This window comes from Pseudonocardia sp. MH-G8, assembly GCF_002262885.1.
Classification (GTDB): Bacteria; Actinomycetota; Actinomycetes; order Mycobacteriales; family Pseudonocardiaceae; genus Pseudonocardia.
In genome coordinates this window covers 353,737-371,724 of the sequence record NZ_NKYF01000006.1, presented here as the reverse complement: position 1 = coordinate 371,724, position 17,988 = coordinate 353,737, and the positions used below count along the sequence as shown (strand labels likewise).

Sequence of the window (17,988 nt, the reverse complement as noted above, 5' to 3'; positions counted from 1 at the left end):
GGCCGGTGGACGGGGTCGGCGCGGTCGTCACGACCGGCATCTACTGCGTGCCGTCCTGTGCGGCGCGGCCGCGGCCCGAGAACGTGCGCGCGTTCCCCACCGCGGCGGGCGCCGAGGTCGCGGGCTTCCGCGCCTGCCACCGCTGCCGGCCCTACCGCGGGGAGCAGCAGGCACCGGGGGCGGCCTCCCCGCTCGTCTGCCGCGCCGTCGACCTGATCGCGAGCGGCGGGCTCGACGAAGGCGGGGAGGCGGCACTCGCCGCGCGCCTGGGCATGTCCGCCCGGCACCTGCGCCGGGTCTTCCGCGACCAGGTCGGCGCCACACCCGACCAGCTGGCCCGATCGCGGCGCGCGCACTTCGCGCGCAGGCTGCTCGACGACACCGACCTGTCGATCACGGATGTGGCCTTCGCCGCGGGGTTCGGCAGCGTGCGGCAGTTCAACCGGGAGATGGCCGGGACGTTCCACGCGCCACCGCGCGAGCTGCGCGGGCGCCGACGGCGCGCCGACCGGCTGGTGGCCGACGGCGGGCTGGCGCTCCGACTGCCCCTCTCCCCGGCCGTCGACCTCGACCGGCGGCTGCAGCACCTGGCCGCAACCGCGATCCCGGGCGTCTCCTCGGGCACCGCCGGCGGGTACCGCCGGACCGTGCGGCACGACGGGGACCCCGGCGTGATCGAGATCTGCGGCGGCGGCCGCGGGCACGCGCTCCTGGTCGTGCACCTTCCCCGGCTGGAGGGCCTGATCCACCTCGTCGGATCCGTGCGCGGGCTCGTCGAGGGCCGGGCCGACGGGTTCGAGGAGTACGTGCGCGCTGTCGTCGCTCGTCGGGTCGATCCGGCAGACGTGCAGGGCGCGGTCGGCCACATCGCCGAGCGGTACGGCGCACCCGTTCCCGGCCTGCTGCCGCTGGGACTGAGCAGGACGTTCCCGGAACCGGACGACCTCGGGGCGGACGGCCTGGACCGCGCGGTCGCGGAGGCGGTGCGCTGTCGCGCCGTGCGTTCCGCCGACGAAGGTCAGCGGGACGTGCGCCGGTAGCGGCGCACCGCCAGCGGCAGGAACACCGCGACGATGACCACCGGCCACAGCACGGCCAGGAGCATCGCGTGCTGCGCGGGCCACGTGGCGGCGGTGAGCTCCACGCCGGGGTTGCCGAACAGCTGCCGGGTGGCGGTCACCGTGGCCGAGATCGGGTTCCAGTCGGCGAGGGTTCCCAGCACGGGCGGCATCTGGTCCGGCGAGACGAAGGTGTTGGCGATCATCGTGAGGGGGAACAGCGGCGCCCACGCCAGCCCGGCGGCCTCCTGGCTGACGAGGAGTCCCAGGAAGATCCCGACCCAGATCATCGCGAACCGCAGGAGGAGCAGCAGCCCGACGGCCGCCAGCGTGGGCAGGAGACCGGTGCGCGTGGTCCAGCCCACCAGCAGCCCGCACGCGACCAGGACGACCAGGTCGAGCACCGAGCCGACCATGTCGGCGAGGCTGCGTCCGATCAGCGGAGCACTGCGGGCCACCGGCATCGAGCGGTAGCGGTCGGTGACGCCGAGCGCCCGGTTCGCCGCGACCACCGCCACGGTGGCCGCCGCGCCGTTGACCATCGCCTGCGCGAACATGCCCGGCATGAGGAACTCGCGGTAGTCGCCGCCGCCGGGCACCGCGATGGCGCTGCCGAAGACGAACCCGAACAGCAGCACGAACATCACCGGGAACGCCACGCTGGACGCGATCAGGCTGGGGTTGCGCACCCAGTGCAGCAGCTCGGCGCGTGCGATCGTCCAGGAGTCGATCAGCGTCCAGCGCAGGGCATCGCTCGCGGGGGCGGCCAGGGTGCTCATACGGGCACCTCGATCTGGTCGGCGGGCGCGGGTTCCTCCGCCGGGTGCCCCGTCAGGTGCAGGAACACCTCGTCGAGGGTGGGCCGGCGCACCCCGATGTCCTCGACCTCGAGGCCCGCGTCCGCCAGCGCCCGCACGACCGCGGTGAGCGCGGCGACGCGGTCGTGCACGGCGGCGCTGACGCGGCGGACCGGCGCGTCGATCTCGGGCTCGCTGCCCGCGCCCCTGGCCAGCAGCGCGGCGGCCGCGGGGAGGTCGGCCTCGGAGCGCATCGTGACGTCGATGCGGTCGCCTCCGATCGCGTTCTTCAGCCGGGTGGGCGTGCCCTCCGCGACGGTGTGCCCATTGTCGATCACGACGATGCGGTCGGCGAGCTGGTCGGCCTCGTCCAGGTACTGCGTGGTCATCAGCACCGTGGTGCCGCCGGCCACGAGCCCGCGCAGCGCGTTCCAGACCTCGCCGCGGTTGCGCGGGTCGAGGCCGGTGGTGGGCTCGTCGAGGAAGTAGACGCGCGGAGCGAGCACCAGGCTGCTGGCGATGTCGAGCCGGCGCCGCATGCCCCCCGAGTAGTGCTTGGCCCGCCGGTGGGCCGCCTCGTTGAGCCCGAACTGCTCGAGCAGCTCGTCGGCCCGTCGCGCCGCATCCCGGGGAGGCAGGTGGAACAGCCGGCCCCAGTGGACGAGGTTCTCGCGACCGGTGAGGATCTCGTCGACCATGGGCTGCTGCCCGGTGAAGCCGATGGCGCGCCGCACCTGGTCGGGCCGGCGCGCCACGTCGAACCCCGCCACCTCCGCGCGCCCCGCATCGGGACGCAGGAGCGTGGTGAGCACCCGCACGGCCGTGGTCTTCCCCGCGCCGTTGGGGCCGAGCAGCCCGCACACCGTGCCCGGCGGAACCGCCAGGTCGAACCCCTCCAGTGCCCGTTTGTCGCCGAACCGCTTGCCGAGGCCCTCGGCGATCACTGCATCGGACCCGCGTGCCACGACACCCCTCTCACTGGGTACACTGTACAGATTGCTTCGTACAGCGTACTCAATTTTAGGATCTGCGGCAATGTCACACGATGAGGGGTCGGCTCGCCCCGACGGCGGCGCGGCCGTCCGACGCAGCCTGCAGTTGATGTGGGGCGGGGCGCCCGAGCCGACCCGCGGCCCGAAGCCCGGCCTCGCGGTCGGCTCGATCGTGCGGGCGGCGATCGAACTCGCCGACACCGAGGGCCTGGTCGCGTTGTCCATGCGGCGCATCGCCGGGGCGCTCGGCGTCGGGGCGATGTCGCTGTACCGCTACGTGCCCGGCAAGGCCGAGCTCGTGGACCTCATGGTCGACGAGGTCTACGCCGAGGACATCGCCACCGCCGAGACCCTCGGGGGGGGCTGGCGGGCACGGCTGGAGGCATTCGGGCGCCAGGAGTGGGCCCTGTACCTGCGGCACCCGTGGATGCTGCAGATCGCGCACGGGCGCCCGATGCTGGGGCCGAACTCGATGCGCTCCACCGACATCGCCCTGCGCGCCGTCGACGACCTCGGACTCACCGAGGACGAGATGCTCGGCGCCGTCGTCACGCTCAGTGCGTTCGTCTCCGGGCTGGCCAAGACCGCGATCGAGGCGATGCAGGCGGCCGACCGCACGGGCATCAGCGACGAGGAGTGGTGGGACATCCAGGGTGAGTACGTCGGCCCGGCCGTCGTGGCGGGGGAGCTGCCGATGCTGACGAAGGTGGGTGAAGCGGGCGCGTTCAACTCGAGCTTCGACAACTTCGAGTTCGGGCTCGCCCGGGTGCTCGACGGCCTCGAAGCGCTCATCGAGGCCAGGCAGGCCGCTGGGCGGAGCTGAGACGCCACACATCATCGTCACAGCGCTCCTCGTAATGTGAACGCGCAACAGTTCAACGCTCACCTACACGAGGAGTCATTCCCCATGATCCGCACGCTGCCGCCGTCCGCCCGGGACGCCGCGCTGCTCGTGGCCCGGCTCGTGCTCGGCGTGGTGCTCATCGCGCACGGCTGGCAGAAGGTGTTCACGAACGGGCTCGGGGCCACCGCCGAAGGCTTCGCCGGTATGGGTGTCCCGCTCGCGCCGGTCTCGGCGGCGTTCGCCGGTCTGGTCGAGCTCGTCGGCGGTGTCCTGGTCCTGGCCGGTGCGGCAACGGCGCTGGTGGGCATCCTCGTCGTGGTCGACATGCTCGGCGCCGCGCTGCTCGTCCACATCACCAACGGCGTCTTCGCCTCCGACGGCGGGTGGGAGCTCGTCGGCGTGATCGGCGCGACGGCACTGGTGCTGGCCGCCGTCGGCGCCGGCCGCTTCAGCGTCGACCACGTCCTCGCGACCCGGCGCACCGCGGCCACGGTCTGAGACGACGGAGGGCCGGTCCGCGCGGTGCGGACCGGCCCTCCCGTTCTCACGGGCGTCAGGCGAAGAGCTTGTTCTGCTCCTCGCGCAGCTGGTCGACCAGCCGCCCGGGCGGCAGGGTGACGTCGGCGTAGGTCAGCACCTCGTCCTTCGCGACGTTGCGCGTGAGCACGCAGCCCTCGGCCACGCCCATCGGCAGCAGGCCCTCGGCGCGGGTGGCCGCGGTGGCCTCGGCCACGCCGTAGGTGTCGTAGCCGCCCAGCCCGTCGATGGCCTGCCCGGCCGCGAGGTCCTGCTTCGCCGTGGCCACCACGTCCACGTGCGGACCCGCGGGCGGTGCGAGCGCCGCGTCGGCGAAGTCGACGGCCCGCACCACCGAGTTGGGCACCTCGAAGTGGCACAGGTGGTAGGGCGTGTAGAAGCTGTACAGCGGGCCCTTGCCCAGCTTGTAGAGCTCCAGGTAGTGGCGCTGCTTCGGGTCGTCGTGGGTGCCGAGCACGTACACGCCGGGGCCGGGCTTGGCCTTCACCACGTAGTCGACGATGCCGCCGAGCTCGCGCAGCTCGTCGACGTCGAACCTGTCGGTGAGCTCGTCGACGTGGCCCTCGTGGTCCCAGCCGTTCATGCCGCGCTTGGGCACGGTGAGCCCGAACGCGTTGGCCACGATCGCCTGCTCGAAGGAGATCTTGGTGCCGTCGGCGAAGCTCGTGACCATGTACGGGTCCTGGCCCCAGCGCTCGGCGAACGCCTTCTGCGTGGTGGGCGTGCGGTACTCGTCCTGAAGGCCCTTGATGTTGCCCGCGACGAGCGGGGTGACGCCCAGGCCCTGCACGAAGCGCAGCAGGTTGCCCTGCACGCCGGGCTGGTCGCCGTCGGCGCCGGTGAGCACGACGCCCGCCTCGCGGGCCCGGTGCGCGAGCAGCGGGCCGACGGTGCCGTCCAGCTCGGCGTTCATCGTGACCACGGGCAGGCCGCGCTCGATGGCGGCCACCGTGACGCGCGCGCCGAACTCCACCGCGCCGGTGACGTCGACGATGCAGTCCAGGTGCACGGCCTTGATCAGCTCGAACGCGTCCTCGAGAACGGCGGGGGTGCCCTTCTCGATGGCCGCGTCGAGCTGGGTGGCACCCTCCACCCGCACCGGCTCCACGCCGGCCTCGGCGTAGGCGCGCTCGGCGTTGGCCAACGTGCGGTTGGCGACGGCGACCAGGCGCATGCCCGGCACCGAGTTGACGATCTGGTTGGCCAGCCCGCGGCCCATGAAGCCGGCGCCGATCATGCCGACGCGGATGGGGCGGTCCTCGGCCTCGCGACGCTTGAGGGCGTTGTCCAGGATGATCATCAGCGGGCCTCCACCGAGACCTCGGAGAGCAGCGGCCACGCCGCGTCCTTCTCCGAGACGACCGCCGGCTGGATCGGCCACTCGACGCCGAGGGCGGGGTCGTCCCACCGCAGGCCACGCTCCGCACCCGGCGTGTAGGCCGTGCTCACCTGGTACATGACCTCGGCCTTGTCGGTGAGCGTGATGTAGGCGTGCGCGAAGTTGCGTGGCACGTACATCGCCGTGCGGTTGTCCTCGGTGAGCTCGGCGCCGAACCACTTCAGGTGGGTCGGCGACTCCGGGCGCAGGTCGACGATCACGTCCCAGATCGCGCCCCGGTAGCAGCGGATGAACTTGGTCTCCGCGTTCGGCTCCAGCTGGTAGTGGAATCCGCGCAGCGTGCCGGCCTTGTGGTTGAACGAGATGTTGGCCTGCTCGACCAGCGGCTCGAGGCCCGCGTCGATGAACTCCTGCCGGCAGAAGGCCCGCGCGAAGAAGCCGCGGTCGTCCTCCAGGAGCTTCAGGTCGACCAGGGCCGAGCCGGGGAGCGGGGTGGTGTGGATCTGCATGTCGGGAGGCTCGTCCTCTTCACGTCGTCCTTGAGGTCCGCCCGGAGCCTAGACCGGGCGCGGGATGCCTCTTCATCCGTCACCCCGGTCCCTCGCGTTACCCGTGGCGCCCGGTTCACCAGGCGGGCGCCTCACCGGTTGACAACGGTGCCCGAGCATCCACCGTGGTCGGCATGGCCGCATCGACACCGCCCGCCTGGACGACGGGCACCGTCCCCAACTCCTTCGCCGCGCTCCCGGCAGGCGCGCTCGGCACGGTCGGCGGGCAGCTCATGCGCCTGCTCAACCGGGCGCAGCAGCACGAGGTGGCCCGGTTGCTCGGGCCGCTGCCCGGTGTGGACGTGCTCGAGGTGGGCCACGGCCCCGGCGTCCTGCTGGGGCTGCTCGCCCGGACGGCCCGGCACGTGACGGGCGTCGACCCCTCGCAGGAGATGCGCCGTCTCGCGATCCGCGCGCACGCCGGCGCGATCGCCGCGGGCCGCCTCGACGTGCGGGCGGGCGACGCCGGTGCCACCCACCTGCCCGACGCCGCCGTCGACCTCGTCGTGGCGGTCAACAACGTCGCCATCTGGCCCGACCTCGACGCCGGCGTGGCCGAGCTGGGCCGCGTGCTGCGTCCGGGCGGCCGGCTCGTGCTGAGCTGGCACGGCGGGGAGCGGCCGGCCCGGACGGCGCGCGGGCTCGTGCTGCCCGAGGAGCGGCTGCAGCGCATCGACGGCGCCCTGCGCGCTCGCCACCCCGAGGTGCGCCGCACCCTCACCCGCCGGTGCACCGTGTTCGAGGCCCGCTGCGCCCCGTGATCGCACACGCGCACGATCGGGCGAAGCCCGGCTTCGTCGGGGGTGCTCGGCATACTTCGGCGCCGTGCCGCCCTCCCGATCTCCTCGGCCGTTCACCGCGATCGCCGTCGTCACCGCCGTGCTGCTCGCCACCACCGGTTGCGGGCTCTTCCAGGACACCAGCGCCCAGGACACCGCTACGGCATTCCTGGCCGCCTGGTCGGCGGGGGACGACCGGGGCGCGGCGGCGCTCACCGACGACGCGGAGAGCGCGGGCGAGCTGCTCGGCGCCACCCGCGAGGAACTCGCTCCGGAGAAGGTCGTCGCCACGCTCGGCCAGGTGCGCACGGCCGCCGACGTCGCCTCGGCATCGATCGACGTCACGTGGCACCTCGGGCCCGAGCGCACCTGGCGCTACCTCACCGAGATGGAGCTGCGCCCGGCGCCCGACACCGAGCAGGGCTGGCAGGTCCACTGGGCGCCCACCGTCGTGCACCCGGAGCTGGCCGCCGGGCAGCAGCTCGCGCTGCGCACCGTGACGCCCTCGCCCGCCCCCGTCGTCGGGCGGGACGGCGCACCGCTGCTTTCGGCCACCACCGTCGTGGCCGTGCTGCTGGACCGGCTCGCGGCGGGCGACCTGCCGGCCGTCACCGGTGCGCTCGCGCAGGCGCTGTCCCCGTTCGACGCGCAGATCACCCAGGCGTCCATCGCCGAGGGTGCCGCGCGCACACCCGACGGTCGGGCGTACACCGTGGCGGTGCTGCGCGAGACCGACTACGCGAGCGTCAAGGACGCCATCCACCACCTGCCCGGCGTCCGGTTCACCACCTCCGAGCGGCTGCTCGCCCCCGACGCCGACTTCGGACGGCAGGTGCTCACCGGCGTCCGTGCGGAGGTGGCGGCGCAGCTCGAGGGGGTCCCGGGGTGGTCGATACTCGTCGTCGACGGCAGCGGCAGCACCGTGCGCACCCTGGTCGAGCAGGAGCCGCGCTCGGGCACCACGGTGACGATCGGCATGGACCGCAGCATCCAGGCCGCGGCCGAGGACGCCGTGGAACCGGTGGCGCAGCAGGCGATGCTGGTGGCGGTGTCGGCGTCCACCGGCGAGCTGCTCGCGGTGGCCCAGAACCCCGCCGCCGACGCCTCCGGGCCGCTCGCGCTCACCGGCCGCTACCCGCCCGGCTCCACGTTCAAGGTGGTCACCGCCGCCGCGGCGATGACCGAGGACGACGTCACCATCGGCACGCCGCTGCCCTGCCCGCCCGCCACCGTCATCGGCGGGCGCGAGGTGCCCAACGCCGGTGGGTTCGGGCTGGGCACCGTCCCGCTGCGCACCGCGTTCGCCCGCTCCTGCAACACCACGTTCGCGCAGCTCGCCGTCGACCTCGAGCCCGGCGCCCTGCCCGCGACCGCCCTGCGGTTCGGGATCGGCGCCGACTACGCGATCCCGGGCATCACCACCATCACCGGCGCCGTGCCCACGGCCACCGAGCAGGTCCTGCGCGCCGAGAACGGCTTCGGCCAGGGGGAGGTGCTGGCGAGCCCGTTCGGCGTCGCGCTCGCGGCCGCCACCGTCGCGCGCGGCGCGCCGGTCGTGCCGCAGCTGATCCGCGACCGTCCCACCGAGGTCCGGGTCCCGGCCCCCGCGCCGGACGCGGCCGTCCTGGAACAGCTCCGGCCGATGATGCGTGCCGTGGTCACGGAGGGCACGGCATCGGCCCTTGCCGGGCTCGGCGAGGTGTACGGGAAGACGGGCACGGCGGAGTTCACCAACGACGGCAGTGCCCACGGCTGGTTCATGGGCTACCGGGGCGACGTCGCGTTCGCGGTGCTGGTGGTGGACGGGGCGTCGTCGGCGCCCGCCGTGGGCGTCGCCGAGCGCTTCCTCGGTGCGTTCGGCTGACCGCGAACGGAGGAATCCGGCCTGCTCCCTGGGGGAGGGCTTGCCCTGGCGCTTACCCTGGAGCCCATGTCGCCTCGGCGGATCCCCGCGCTCGCGATCACGGCAGACGTGGTGGCCGTCGTCGTCTTCGCCGCCGTCGGGCGGATGAATCACGCGCAGCCCGACGACCTGCTGGGCCTGCTCGCCACGGCCGCGCCGTTCCTCGTCGGGCTGGTGGCGGTGTGGGCCACGCCGATCGTGCGGGCCAACCCCGTCGGCATCCGAGGTGCGCTGGTGGTCTGGGCAGGCACCGTCGTGCTCGGCCTGGCGCTGCGCGCGGCCTTCACCGAACGCCTCCCGCTGAGCTTCGCGGTGGTCACGGCCGTCTCCCTCGCCGTGTTGATGCTCGGGTGGCGCGGCCTCTCCGCCCTGGTGGCGCTCCGCGCCCGCCAACGCGCCCTGCGCTGACACGCCCCGGGTCCGGCGCTCGCACCGCGACCGCGGCGAGTGCGCGGCGAGCACCACGTGTGGCTCAACCGGCTGTCGGCCCCGCGACACACTCCTCGTAGCGATGCCGCCGGCGGGCCGCGACGAGGCGGCCGCTGTGGGGCCGGGAGTAACCGCAGGCGGTACGTCAGCGATGAGCCATTTGCACGCAACTGGCACACGCGGCCGACACACGGCCAACGGGGGGATCGATCACCATGCGCGGGGGACGACGGACGGGCGAACGCCCGGTGAAATGGACGCTGGCGCTGGTAGCGGCGCTGGGAGTGGGGCTGCTGGGCGGGCCCCCGTCCGCTGGGGTGCCGGTGGGCGAAGCCCCGGTGGCGCTGGCCGGCGAGGTGACCGCCCCGGCCGAAGAGATCACCATTCCGGTTGGCGCGAACCCGGCCGGCATGGCCCTGCATCCCTCGGCCCCCCGGTTGTACGTCGCCAACTACGCCGACGACACGGTGTCGGTCGTCGACACCGACCAGAACGCCGTGATCGCCACGATCAACACGCGGACCGACCCGAACACGCGGACCGCCCCGAACGGCATCGCGCTGAGCCCGCGCGGGGACCGCGCCTACGTGACCCTGCCCAACTCCAACCAGCTGGCCGTGCTCGACACCAGCGACAACAGCATGATCGAAGCGGTGCCGATCGGTTCCGACCCGATCGAGCGGGCCCTCCCGAACGGCATCGTCGTCGCCCCCGACGGGAGCCGCATCTACCTGGCCAACACCGGCACCGATCAGATCTGGGTCCTCGACGCGGACAGCATCGAGGCACTCCCGCCGATCCCGCTCAAGAGCGGCGCCGGCCCGGTCGACCTCGCCATGAGCCCGGACGGCGACCGGATCTACACAGCCGACATCAACAGCGACGAGGTCTCGGTGGTCGACCCGGCCGCCGGCACGGTGCTCGACACGGTCGAAGTCGGTCGCGACCCGAAGGACGTGGTGATCGGTTCCGGCGGGGAGCTGTTCGTGCCGAACGGCTTCTCCGACGACGTCTCGGTCATCGACCCGGGATCGGCCACGGTGGTCGCGACCATCCCGGTCGCCGACGACCCGGGCAAGGCAACGGCCAGGGGCGATCGGGTGTACGTCGCCGACGGGCTGACCCAGCCGTCGGTGTCGGTGATCGACAGCACCAGCAACCAGGTGATCCGGACGATCGAGCTCGAGAACGGCTCGCGTCGGATCGTGACGAGCCCGGACACGATGTACGTGTCGGGCGACGGTCCTGAAGGGGAGGCCGGCGTCGTCACCGTCCTTCCGCTTCCCCGCTGAGCCTCCGGGTTTCTCGTCGGGAGCGGTGACGGGGGGAAGGGCGCCGGTGTGCGGGCAACCACGCGTGGTGAGGATCCGAACCGGCCTAGACTGGAAGCCATGCCCGTCCGCACGCTGCTCACCCCCGGCACCGTCTCGCCGACCCGGCCCGTGCCCGCGCACATCACGCGCCCGGAGTACGTCGGCAAGTCCCGGCCCGAGCGCAGCGGCGATCCGTGGGTGCAGACGCCCGAGGTCATCGAGGGCATGCGGGTGGCCAGCAAGATCGCGGCGCAGGCGCTCGAGGCCGGCGGGGCGGCGGTCGTTCCCGGTGCCACCACCGATGAGGTCGACCGCGTGGTGCACGAGTTCCTCGTCGACCACGACGCCTACCCGTCCACGCTGGGCTACAAGGGCTTCCCGAAGTCGTGCTGCACGAGCCTCAACGAGGTGATCTGCCACGGCATCCCGGACACCACCGTGATCCAGGACGGCGACATCGTCAACATCGACGTCACCGCCTACATCGGTGGTGTCCACGGTGACACCAACGCCACGTTCCTCGCCGGTGACGTCTCGGAGGAGGACCGGCTGCTGGTCGAGCGCACGCGCGAGGCCACGGTGCGGGCGATCAAGGCGGTGCGTCCGGGGCGGGAGCTGAACGTCGTCGGCCGCGTGATCGAGTCCTACGCCAAGCGGTTCGGCTACGGCGTGGTGCGCGACTTCACCGGCCACGGCATCGGCCGCGCGTTCCACAGCGGCCTGGTGGTGCTGCACTACGACGAGCCGAGCGTGCACACCGTCCTCGAGCCGGGGATGACCTTCACCATCGAGCCCATGATCACGCTGGGCACGATCGACTACGACATCTGGGACGACGGCTGGACCGTCGTCACGAAGGACCGCGCGCGCACCGCGCAGTTCGAGCACACGGTCCTCGTCACGGCCGACGGGGTGGAGATCCTCACTCTGCCCTGACCGGCCTACCGTTCGCCTCATGGGCAAGGTCTACGACGGGATCGACGCGGCGATGGCGGCGTGGATCGAGAAGCAGCCCGTGCTGTTCGTGGCCACCGCCCCGCTGGCCGCGGACGGGCTGGTGAACCTCTCGCCCAAGGGCACGATGGGCACGTTCCGGGTGGTCGACGCGCACACCTTCGCCTACCTGGACATGACCGGCAGTGGCGTGGAGACCGTCGCGCACCTGCGGGAGAACGGCCGCATCTGCGTGATGTTCTGCGCGTTCGAGGGCCGCCCCACCATCGTTCGCCTGCACGGCACCGGTCGGCCCGTGCTCGTGGGCGACCCGGACTACGAGGCCGAGCTCGCGCCGTTCGGGGAGGCGGCCGAGAGCAGACGGCCCTACCTGCGGGGCGTGGTGCGCGTGGACGTCACCCGGGTGTCGGACTCGTGCGGCTACTCGGTGCCGCAGATGGACCTCGTGGCGGAGCGCGAGACGCTGGACGCGGTCTGGGGCAGTCGCGACGACGAGCGCATCGCGCGCTACCACGCCGAGCGCAACGCGGTGAGCCTCGACGGGTTGCCGGGACTCATGACCCGGACGGCCCAGCCCCAGCCGCCGCCCGTGCGCTGATCACCTGCGTTCCCGGGCGTCGATCACACGGCGGCGTGCGGTGTGAGCCGTACGTGAGATCCCTCGCGACCGCGCTTACGCACTTCTCGCGCGGGGGCTCGCCGTCATGATCGCCAAGAGTGGTGGGGAAGATCCAACCCTGCTCACGTCTACGTGGTGATGGAATCTCCTGTGGGCGCGCCCACCGCAACCCGGGCTGCGAGGCGGGGCCACGGGGAGCAGCGGTGGTGGGGCGCCGGGTCGAGGGCATCCCGTCGACGGCGCGTGGCAGGAGGTGCGTGGCGCGGACCGGCTGCTGCACGACCCCGACAAGAGCGCGCTACCCGCCCTGACCCTCGCGGTGCCCCGTGCGGTAGTCGCTCGGGCTGCATCCGTGCACCGTGCGGAACTGCCGGGAGAAGTAGAAGGCGTCGGAATAGCCGACTGCCGCCGCGATGTCGCCGATGTCGCGTGACGAGGTGATGAGCAGCTCGCGGGCGCGGGCCATCCGCAGCCGCTTCGTGTACTCGACCACCCCGCCCCCGGTCGCGGCGCGGAAGAGCGCCGAGAAGTGCGAGGGGGAGAGTCCGGCCGTGCGGGCGAGCTCGGCCACGCTGAGCGGCTTCGCGAAGTTGCGGCGCAGGTAGGCCTGCGCCTGGCGGACCGGTTCGCTGCGCTGCGCACCGCCCGCCACGACGTCGGCCGCGAGCTGGGCCAGCAGCGCCCAGCCGGCACCGGCCGCGGAGATCAGGTTGGGGAAGGTCTCGTCGCGCTCGAGGAAGCCGATGGCGTCGTCGATCGCGGCGACGGCCCGGTAGCTGTCGTGCAGCTCGACCAGCGCCTCCCGGCCGTCGGGCGCGACGAGGCCGAGGAGCTCCGGCACCTGGGTGCCGGCCGCGTGCAGCCACCAGATCGTCCATGGTCGCTGCGGGTCGGCGCGGTAGGTGTGGGCGCAGTCGGGTGGCAGCACGAGCGCGTGCCCGGGCGCGACGACGGTGCTGCGGCCCTCGACCTGGCAGTGCCCGATCCCGTCGACGCACACGATCACGATGGCCTCCGGCGCGCCTCCCGTGCGATGTCGGCCGTGGTTCGCGGCGCGCGGGAAGTATCCGGCGTCGGTGACGAGCAGCGCGGAGGTGGGCGCCCTGCGCAGGGCGGAGGCGACGAGCGGGCGGGGGAGCACCCGCAACCGCTGGCCGGGGAAGCCGTCGGTCAGGAGCACCGGACCACCGTAGCGGGATCATCGGATCGTCCAGGTATCTCGGTCGAATCGCCCATGCCGCCGCCCGCGTCCTCGTAGCGTCGCGGCGTGCTCGAAGGTGAGTCCCGACTGCAGCTCCCGGACCGGCCGGCCGACCTGGCCGGTGCCGGTGTGGCGGGATGGCGGGAGCCGGTGGTGCTCGAGACCTACCTCCCCGAGGCGCCCGACCGGTACCCCGCCTACCTGGACCGGCGCGTCTACCAGGGGTCCTCGGGCCGGGTCTACCCACTGCCGTTCCACGACCGGATCAGCGCGACCGGCCGGCCGGTGACCTGGGACGCGGTGCACCTGGAGAACCGCTGGCTGCGCGTCATGGTGCTGCCCGAGCTGGGCGGCCGCATCCACGTCGGGTACGACCGCAGCGCCGGCTACGACTTCTTCTACCGCAACAGCGTGATCAAGCCCGCCCTCGTGGGGCTGGCCGGGCCGTGGATCGCGGGCGGTGTGGAGTTCAACTGGCCGCAGCACCACCGGCCGGCCACGTTCCTGCCCACCGACGTCGAGATCGAGCACGAGCCCGACGGCGCGGTGACGGTCTGGTGCTCCGACCACGACCCGTTCGCCCGGATGAAGGGGATGCACGGGATCCGGCTGCACCCGGACCGCGCCGTGGTCGAGGTGCGGGCACGGCTGTACAACCGCAGCGAGCAGACGCAGACGTTCCTGTGGTGGGCGAACGTGGCCGCCCGGGTGCACGAGCAGTACCAGTCGTTCTTCCCGCGGGACGTGCGCGTGGTCGCCGACCACGCGAAGCGCGCGATCACCGCGTTCCCGGCGGCCGACCGCCCCTACTACGGGATCGACTACCCCTCCCGCCGCGACACCGGCGGTGACCGCCTCGACTGGTACCGCAACATCCCCGTCCCGACCTCCTACATGTGCGTGGGCAGCCGGGAGGGGTTCTTCGGCGGCTACGACCACGCCGCCGGGGCCGGGTTCGTGCACGTGGCCGACCCGCACATCGCCATCGGCAAGAAGCAGTGGACCTGGGGCAACTCCGCCTTCGGGCACGCGTGGGACCGCAACCTGGGCGACGCCGGCGCCGCGTACGTCGAGCTGATGGCGGGTGTGTTCACCGACAACCAGCCCGACTTCTCCTTCCTCGCCCCGGGCGAGACGAAGGTGTTCTCCCAGGTCTGGTACCCGATCCAGGAGATCGGACCGGCGCACGCCGCCACCGTTGACGCGGCGGTGCACGTGGACGTCGAGCCCGGTGGCGTGCACGTCGGCGTCGCCGTGACGGCGGAGTGGCCCGGGTGCCGGGTGCGGCTGGAGGACGGGGCGGGCACGGTGCTGGCCGAGGTGGAGGCCGACCTCGCGCCGGGCGCGCCGCACCGGTCCCGGATCGCGCTGGAGATCCCCGATCAGCTGGTGCTGCGGGTGCTGCACGCCGGCGTCGAGCTCGTGAGCTGGAGCTCGCAGGTACCCGACTCCGGGGCGGACGTCGCGGCGGCGACGGAGCCCGCGGCGCCCGCCGACGTCGCGTCGGTGGAGGAGCTCGCCGTCATCGGCGCGCACCTGGAGCAGTACCGGCACGCGACGCGCTCGCCCGAGCCGTACTGGCGCGAGGCGCTGCGCCGCGACCCCGGGCACGTGGCCAGCGGAATCGGACTGGCGTCCCGGGCCTACCGGCGGGGCGAGTACGCCGAGGCCGAAGCCCTGCTGGGCGCCGCGGTCGAGCGGATCACCGCGCTCAACGCCAACCCGGCCGACACCACCGCGCTCTACCTGCTGGGGTTGGCGCTCGAGCGGCAGGGTCGGGCTACGCAGGCGTACGCGCGCTACGCGACCGCGTCCTGGACGCGGGCCTGGCGGGCGCCCGCCGGGTACCGGATGGCACGCCTCGACGCGGCAGCCGGCCGGGACGCCGCGGCCCTGGAGCGGCTCGTGGACGTGCGACGGGTCGAGCCCGAGCACCTGCAGGCCCGCGCGCTGACGGCGCTGCTGCTGCGCCGGGCCGGCCGGGAGCAGGAGGCGGCGGCGCTGCTCCGCGAGACCCTCGCGCTCGACCCGCTGGACTGGTGGAGCCGCGACCTGGCCGGCCTTCCGCTCACCACCGACGCGCAGACCTGCCTGGACCTCGCGCTGGAGTACGCGGGCGTGGGCGAGCCGGAGGAGGCACTGCGGGTCCTGGAGGTCGCGCAGGAGCGCGAAGCCGACCGCGCGCTCGGCCAGACCGCCGCCGCCCCACTGATCGAGTACCACCGCGCCGACCTGCTGGAACGGCCGGACGCGGCGCGGACCCGAGCGAGGACGATGGCCGCGACCTGGTGCTTCCCCTCCCGCCTGGACGACGTCGACGTGCTGGAGCGGGCCGCGGCGGCTGACCCGGGCGACGCGCGCGCCCTCGCCCTGCTCGGGCACTGGCGCTACGCGGTGGGCCGCGCGGACGACGCGATCGCGGTCTGGCGCGAGAGCGCGGCGCTGGACCCGTCCGACCCGGTCGTGTGGCGCAACCTGGGCCTGGCCGCCTGGAACCACCTCGGCGACGCCGAGCAGGCGCGTGGCGCCTACGACCGCGCGCTCGCCGCGGCAGGCGGCACGGATGCGCGGCTGGTGTTCGAGAGCGACCAGCTCGACGCCCGGCGCGGCGTATCGCCCGCCCGGCGGCTCGAGCGGCTGCTCGCGGTGCGGGAGGTCGTCGAGACCCGGGACGACGCGACGGTCGAGCTCGCGCACCTGCTGCTCACCGCCGACCGGTTCGACGATGCCCGCGCGCTGCTGCGCGGCCGGACGTTCCAGCCGTGGGAGGGCGGGGAGGGCGAGGTGCTGGCGGCCTGGGACCGGCTGTGCCGGTTGCAGGCGGCGCGTTCGAGCGGCGCCGCGGCCGTCGCGTTCCTCGACGCGGCCCTCGATCCGCCCGCTTCCCTCGGCGAGGCCCGGCATCCGTTGGCCAGCACGGCGGCGTTGCAGCTGCGGCGCGGCGACGCGCTGGCGGCGGCGGGTGACGCGGACGCGGCGCGCGCCGCGTGGGAGGCGGCGGTACGGGACGGGGACTTCCGCGCGATGTCCGCCGACCCGCACTCCGAGGCCACCTGCTCCTCGGTGCTCGCACTGCGCCGGCTGGGACGCGATGCCGAGGCCCGTGAGCGCACGGCGTCCCTGCGGGCCTTCGTCGATGCCTTGGAGGCCGCGCCCGCGACCGTGGACTACTTCGCCACGTCGCTGCCCTCGATGCTGCTGTTCGCCGAGGACCCGGCGGTGGCCCGGGACCGGCGGGTGGCGTTCCTGCGCGCGCAGCTCGACGTCCTCGACGGCGCCCCCGAACTAGCGCGCGAGCGGCTCGGCGCGCTGCTCGCACAGGACACGCACCACATCGACGCCCTGGAGCTGGCCGGCTCCCTGCACGCAGCCCTGGAGGAAGCCAGATGACGACGACCCTGCCCGCTCACCTGCCCGAACGCCTGACGATCTCGCTCTGGGACTTCTCCTGGTACGTCCGCACCGGGCCGGGGGAGCCGTTCGAGGACCTCGACGCGGCGTTCGCACAGGCCGTCGAGCGCGGCTACAACACGGTGCGGATCTGCGCGATGCCGTTCCTGCTGTTCGGTTCCGGGCTCGACACGTCGCAGCTGCGCCTCGGGGCCCTGGGCGGCGGGTACGGGCAGGGCCTGCGCTGGTACGACGTCGGCGCGCCCACGACGATCGACGCGCGCGAGCACCTGCTGGAGCTGTTCCGCGCCGCGCGCCGGCACGACTGCTACGTGATCGTCTCCTCCTGGGAGTACCAGCAGAGCTCGGCGTTCGGCGCCGAGCCCGCCTGGTGGGACGCGCTGCGCGCGGTGCCCCCGGCCGAGCGGCCCGAGCGGTTGGCCGCCGCCCTTGCCGATCTCATGGACCTGCTGATCGCCGAGGGCCTGGACGACCGCGTCGCGTTCACCGAGATCCACAACGAGGTGCAGGTCGGGCACCTCACCGAGGGCATGGAGCGCGCGCACGCCGTGGTGGAGCTGCGTCCGTCGCTGGAGAAGGCGGTCGACGCGTTCAAGGCGCGCCACCCGGAGCGGCCCTGCACCGTGAACTACGGCGGGGTGCCGCACGCGAGCATGCGGGGGATCCCGGAGAACATCGACGTGCTCGTCGTGCACCCCTACGTCTACGGGGTGCTCGGCGCGCTGATCGAGGAGTTCGGGCTGCGCCGCCCGGTCGAGGGCTTCCCGCAGGAGGCTGCGAACGCGCAGCTGCTGCGCCCCGGCGCGCCGCCGGTGGCCGAGTGGACCGTGCCGGACGAGCACCGCTGGCGCCTCGACGCCATGATCATCCAGCCCGCCGAGGTCTACGTGCACGACTGGACCGACGCGGACGCGTTCGACCGCTGGCTCTACGACCACTACGGCGAGCACCGCGTGGCGATGGACGAGAAGCTGCGGCTCTGGCTCGACGTCGCCGCGGACTGGGCGGCCGCGCACGGCGTCCCGCTGGTCCTCGGCGAGGGCTGGGTCGGCTACACCCCGCTGCGCGGCGACTTCGAGGAGGGCCCGGTCGGCGCGCAGATCTGCCGGGACGCCGTGCGCTACGCCCGTGAGGTCGGCGCGTGGGGCACGGTCGTCTGCTCCAACGCCGCCCCCCAGCACCCGATGTGGGCCGACCTCGCTCTCCAGCAGGAGTGCAACACGAGCTTCACCCAATGAACCCGACCGCGCCAACGAGGGCGCGC

16 protein-coding genes are annotated in these 17,988 nt (G+C 73.4%); 11 read left to right on the top strand and 5 right to left on the bottom strand.

Annotation, left to right across the window (positions count from 1 at the left end):
* Positions 1–5: 5 nt before the first annotated feature.
* Entirely contained in the window at positions 6–1,040 is a 1,035-nt protein-coding gene (locus CFP66_RS17900; RefSeq protein ID WP_198961513.1) for a helix-turn-helix domain-containing protein, read from the top strand.
* Here CFP66_RS17900 and CFP66_RS17895 read toward each other — a convergent pair.
* Together CFP66_RS17895 and CFP66_RS17890 are read right to left on the bottom strand one after the other, a co-directional pair.
* Positions 1,019–1,837, bottom strand: coding sequence for an ABC transporter permease (locus tag CFP66_RS17895; protein WP_094925457.1), 819 nt, complete (start codon positions 1,835–1,837; stop codon positions 1,019–1,021). The two genes, CFP66_RS17900 and CFP66_RS17895, sit on opposite strands and share 22 nt — an antisense overlap.
* Positions 1,834–2,820, bottom strand: a complete 987-nt coding sequence (locus CFP66_RS17890) for an ATP-binding cassette domain-containing protein (RefSeq protein ID WP_198961512.1) — start codon at positions 2,818–2,820, stop codon at positions 1,834–1,836. The genes CFP66_RS17895 and CFP66_RS17890 overlap by 4 nt, the downstream gene beginning before the upstream one ends.
* Positions 2,821–2,890: 70 nt before the next feature.
* On the opposite strand from CFP66_RS17890, the gene CFP66_RS17885 reads away from it, so the two are divergent.
* Both CFP66_RS17885 and CFP66_RS17880 read left to right on the top strand, forming a co-directional pair.
* Positions 2,891–3,670 (top strand): TetR/AcrR family transcriptional regulator, encoded by a 780-nt coding sequence (locus CFP66_RS17885; protein WP_094925621.1) that lies wholly within the window; start codon positions 2,891–2,893, stop codon positions 3,668–3,670.
* Between the two features lie 84 nt (positions 3,671–3,754).
* Positions 3,755–4,189: a DoxX family protein gene (locus CFP66_RS17880; RefSeq protein ID WP_094925455.1), complete on the top strand. Its 435-nt coding sequence runs from the start codon at positions 3,755–3,757 to the stop codon at positions 4,187–4,189.
* 55 nt (positions 4,190–4,244) lie between these two features.
* Here the strand turns inward: CFP66_RS17880 and CFP66_RS17875 are convergent, their stop codons facing one another.
* Both CFP66_RS17875 and rfbC read right to left on the bottom strand, forming a co-directional pair.
* Positions 4,245–5,528, bottom strand: coding sequence for an NAD(P)H-dependent oxidoreductase (locus CFP66_RS17875; protein ID WP_094925453.1), 1,284 nt, complete (start codon positions 5,526–5,528; stop codon positions 4,245–4,247).
* Positions 5,528–6,076 (bottom strand): dTDP-4-dehydrorhamnose 3,5-epimerase, encoded by a 549-nt coding sequence (gene rfbC / locus CFP66_RS17870; protein WP_094925451.1) that lies wholly within the window; start codon positions 6,074–6,076, stop codon positions 5,528–5,530. The genes CFP66_RS17875 and rfbC overlap by 1 nt, the downstream gene beginning before the upstream one ends.
* Before the next feature lie 173 nt (positions 6,077–6,249).
* Here rfbC and CFP66_RS17865 point away from each other — a divergent pair, with 173 nt between their 5' ends.
* The 6 genes from CFP66_RS17865 to CFP66_RS17840 all read left to right on the top strand — a co-directional run bounded on the left by CFP66_RS17865 (position 6,250) and on the right by CFP66_RS17840 (position 12,091).
* Positions 6,250–6,876: a class I SAM-dependent methyltransferase gene (locus CFP66_RS17865; RefSeq protein WP_094925620.1), complete on the top strand. Its 627-nt coding sequence runs from the start codon at positions 6,250–6,252 to the stop codon at positions 6,874–6,876.
* 64 nt (positions 6,877–6,940) lie between these two features.
* Positions 6,941–8,758 carry a penicillin-binding transpeptidase domain-containing protein gene (locus CFP66_RS17860; protein ID WP_233159509.1) on the top strand — a complete coding sequence of 606 codons (1,818 nt, stop codon included), beginning with the start codon at positions 6,941–6,943 and terminating at the stop codon, positions 8,756–8,758.
* Positions 8,759–8,824: 66 nt separating this feature from the next.
* A complete protein-coding gene (locus CFP66_RS17855) occupies positions 8,825–9,205 on the top strand; it encodes a DUF3054 domain-containing protein (RefSeq protein ID WP_094925449.1) in 381 nt (126 codons plus the stop codon).
* 236 nt (positions 9,206–9,441) lie between these two features.
* Positions 9,442–10,518, top strand: a complete 1,077-nt coding sequence (locus tag CFP66_RS17850; protein ID WP_094925447.1) for a YncE family protein — start codon at positions 9,442–9,444, stop codon at positions 10,516–10,518.
* 99 nt (positions 10,519–10,617) lie between these two features.
* Positions 10,618–11,475 (top strand): type I methionyl aminopeptidase, encoded by an 858-nt coding sequence (map, locus tag CFP66_RS17845; protein ID WP_094925445.1) that lies wholly within the window; start codon positions 10,618–10,620, stop codon positions 11,473–11,475.
* Positions 11,476–11,494: 19 nt separating this feature from the next.
* The gene (locus CFP66_RS17840) at positions 11,495–12,091 is read left to right on the top strand and encodes a pyridoxamine 5'-phosphate oxidase family protein (protein ID WP_094925443.1); all 597 of its coding nucleotides are present in this window, start codon (positions 11,495–11,497) and stop codon (positions 12,089–12,091) included.
* A 319-nt stretch (positions 12,092–12,410) separates the two neighbouring features.
* Here CFP66_RS17840 and CFP66_RS17835 read toward each other — a convergent pair whose 3' ends face one another.
* Positions 12,411–13,292, bottom strand: coding sequence for an AraC family transcriptional regulator (locus CFP66_RS17835; RefSeq protein ID WP_094925441.1), 882 nt, complete (start codon positions 13,290–13,292; stop codon positions 12,411–12,413).
* An 87-nt stretch (positions 13,293–13,379) separates the two neighbouring features.
* Here CFP66_RS17835 and CFP66_RS17830 point away from each other — a divergent pair, with 87 nt between their 5' ends.
* The gene (locus CFP66_RS17830) at positions 13,380–16,703 is read left to right on the top strand and encodes a DUF5107 domain-containing protein (RefSeq protein ID WP_094925439.1); all 3,324 of its coding nucleotides are present in this window, start codon (positions 13,380–13,382) and stop codon (positions 16,701–16,703) included.
* Positions 16,700–17,962, top strand: a complete 1,263-nt coding sequence (locus CFP66_RS17825) for a cellulase-like family protein (RefSeq protein ID WP_094925437.1) — start codon at positions 16,700–16,702, stop codon at positions 17,960–17,962. The genes CFP66_RS17830 and CFP66_RS17825 overlap by 4 nt, the downstream gene beginning before the upstream one ends.
* Positions 17,963–17,988 lie beyond the last annotated feature (26 nt).

Coding starts and splice junctions, on each gene's coding strand:
- map (WP_094925445.1), top strand. CDS start 10,618: ATGCCCGTCCGCACGCTGCTCACCCCCGGCACCGTCTCGCCGACCCGG.
- CFP66_RS17880 (WP_094925455.1), top strand. CDS start 3,755: ATGATCCGCACGCTGCCGCCGTCCGCCCGGGACGCCGCGCTGCTCGTG.
- CFP66_RS17850 (WP_094925447.1), top strand. CDS start 9,442: ATGCGCGGGGGACGACGGACGGGCGAACGCCCGGTGAAATGGACGCTG.
- rfbC (WP_094925451.1), bottom strand. CDS start 6,076: ATGCAGATCCACACCACCCCGCTCCCCGGCTCGGCCCTGGTCGACCTG.
- CFP66_RS17825 (WP_094925437.1), top strand. CDS start 16,700: ATGACGACGACCCTGCCCGCTCACCTGCCCGAACGCCTGACGATCTCG.
- CFP66_RS17885 (WP_094925621.1), top strand. CDS start 2,891: ATGTCACACGATGAGGGGTCGGCTCGCCCCGACGGCGGCGCGGCCGTC.
- CFP66_RS17840 (WP_094925443.1), top strand. CDS start 11,495: ATGGGCAAGGTCTACGACGGGATCGACGCGGCGATGGCGGCGTGGATC.
- CFP66_RS17895 (WP_094925457.1), bottom strand. CDS start 1,837: ATGAGCACCCTGGCCGCCCCCGCGAGCGATGCCCTGCGCTGGACGCTG.
- CFP66_RS17875 (WP_094925453.1), bottom strand. CDS start 5,528: ATGATCATCCTGGACAACGCCCTCAAGCGTCGCGAGGCCGAGGACCGC.
- CFP66_RS17855 (WP_094925449.1), top strand. CDS start 8,825: ATGTCGCCTCGGCGGATCCCCGCGCTCGCGATCACGGCAGACGTGGTG.
- CFP66_RS17865 (WP_094925620.1), top strand. CDS start 6,250: ATGGCCGCATCGACACCGCCCGCCTGGACGACGGGCACCGTCCCCAAC.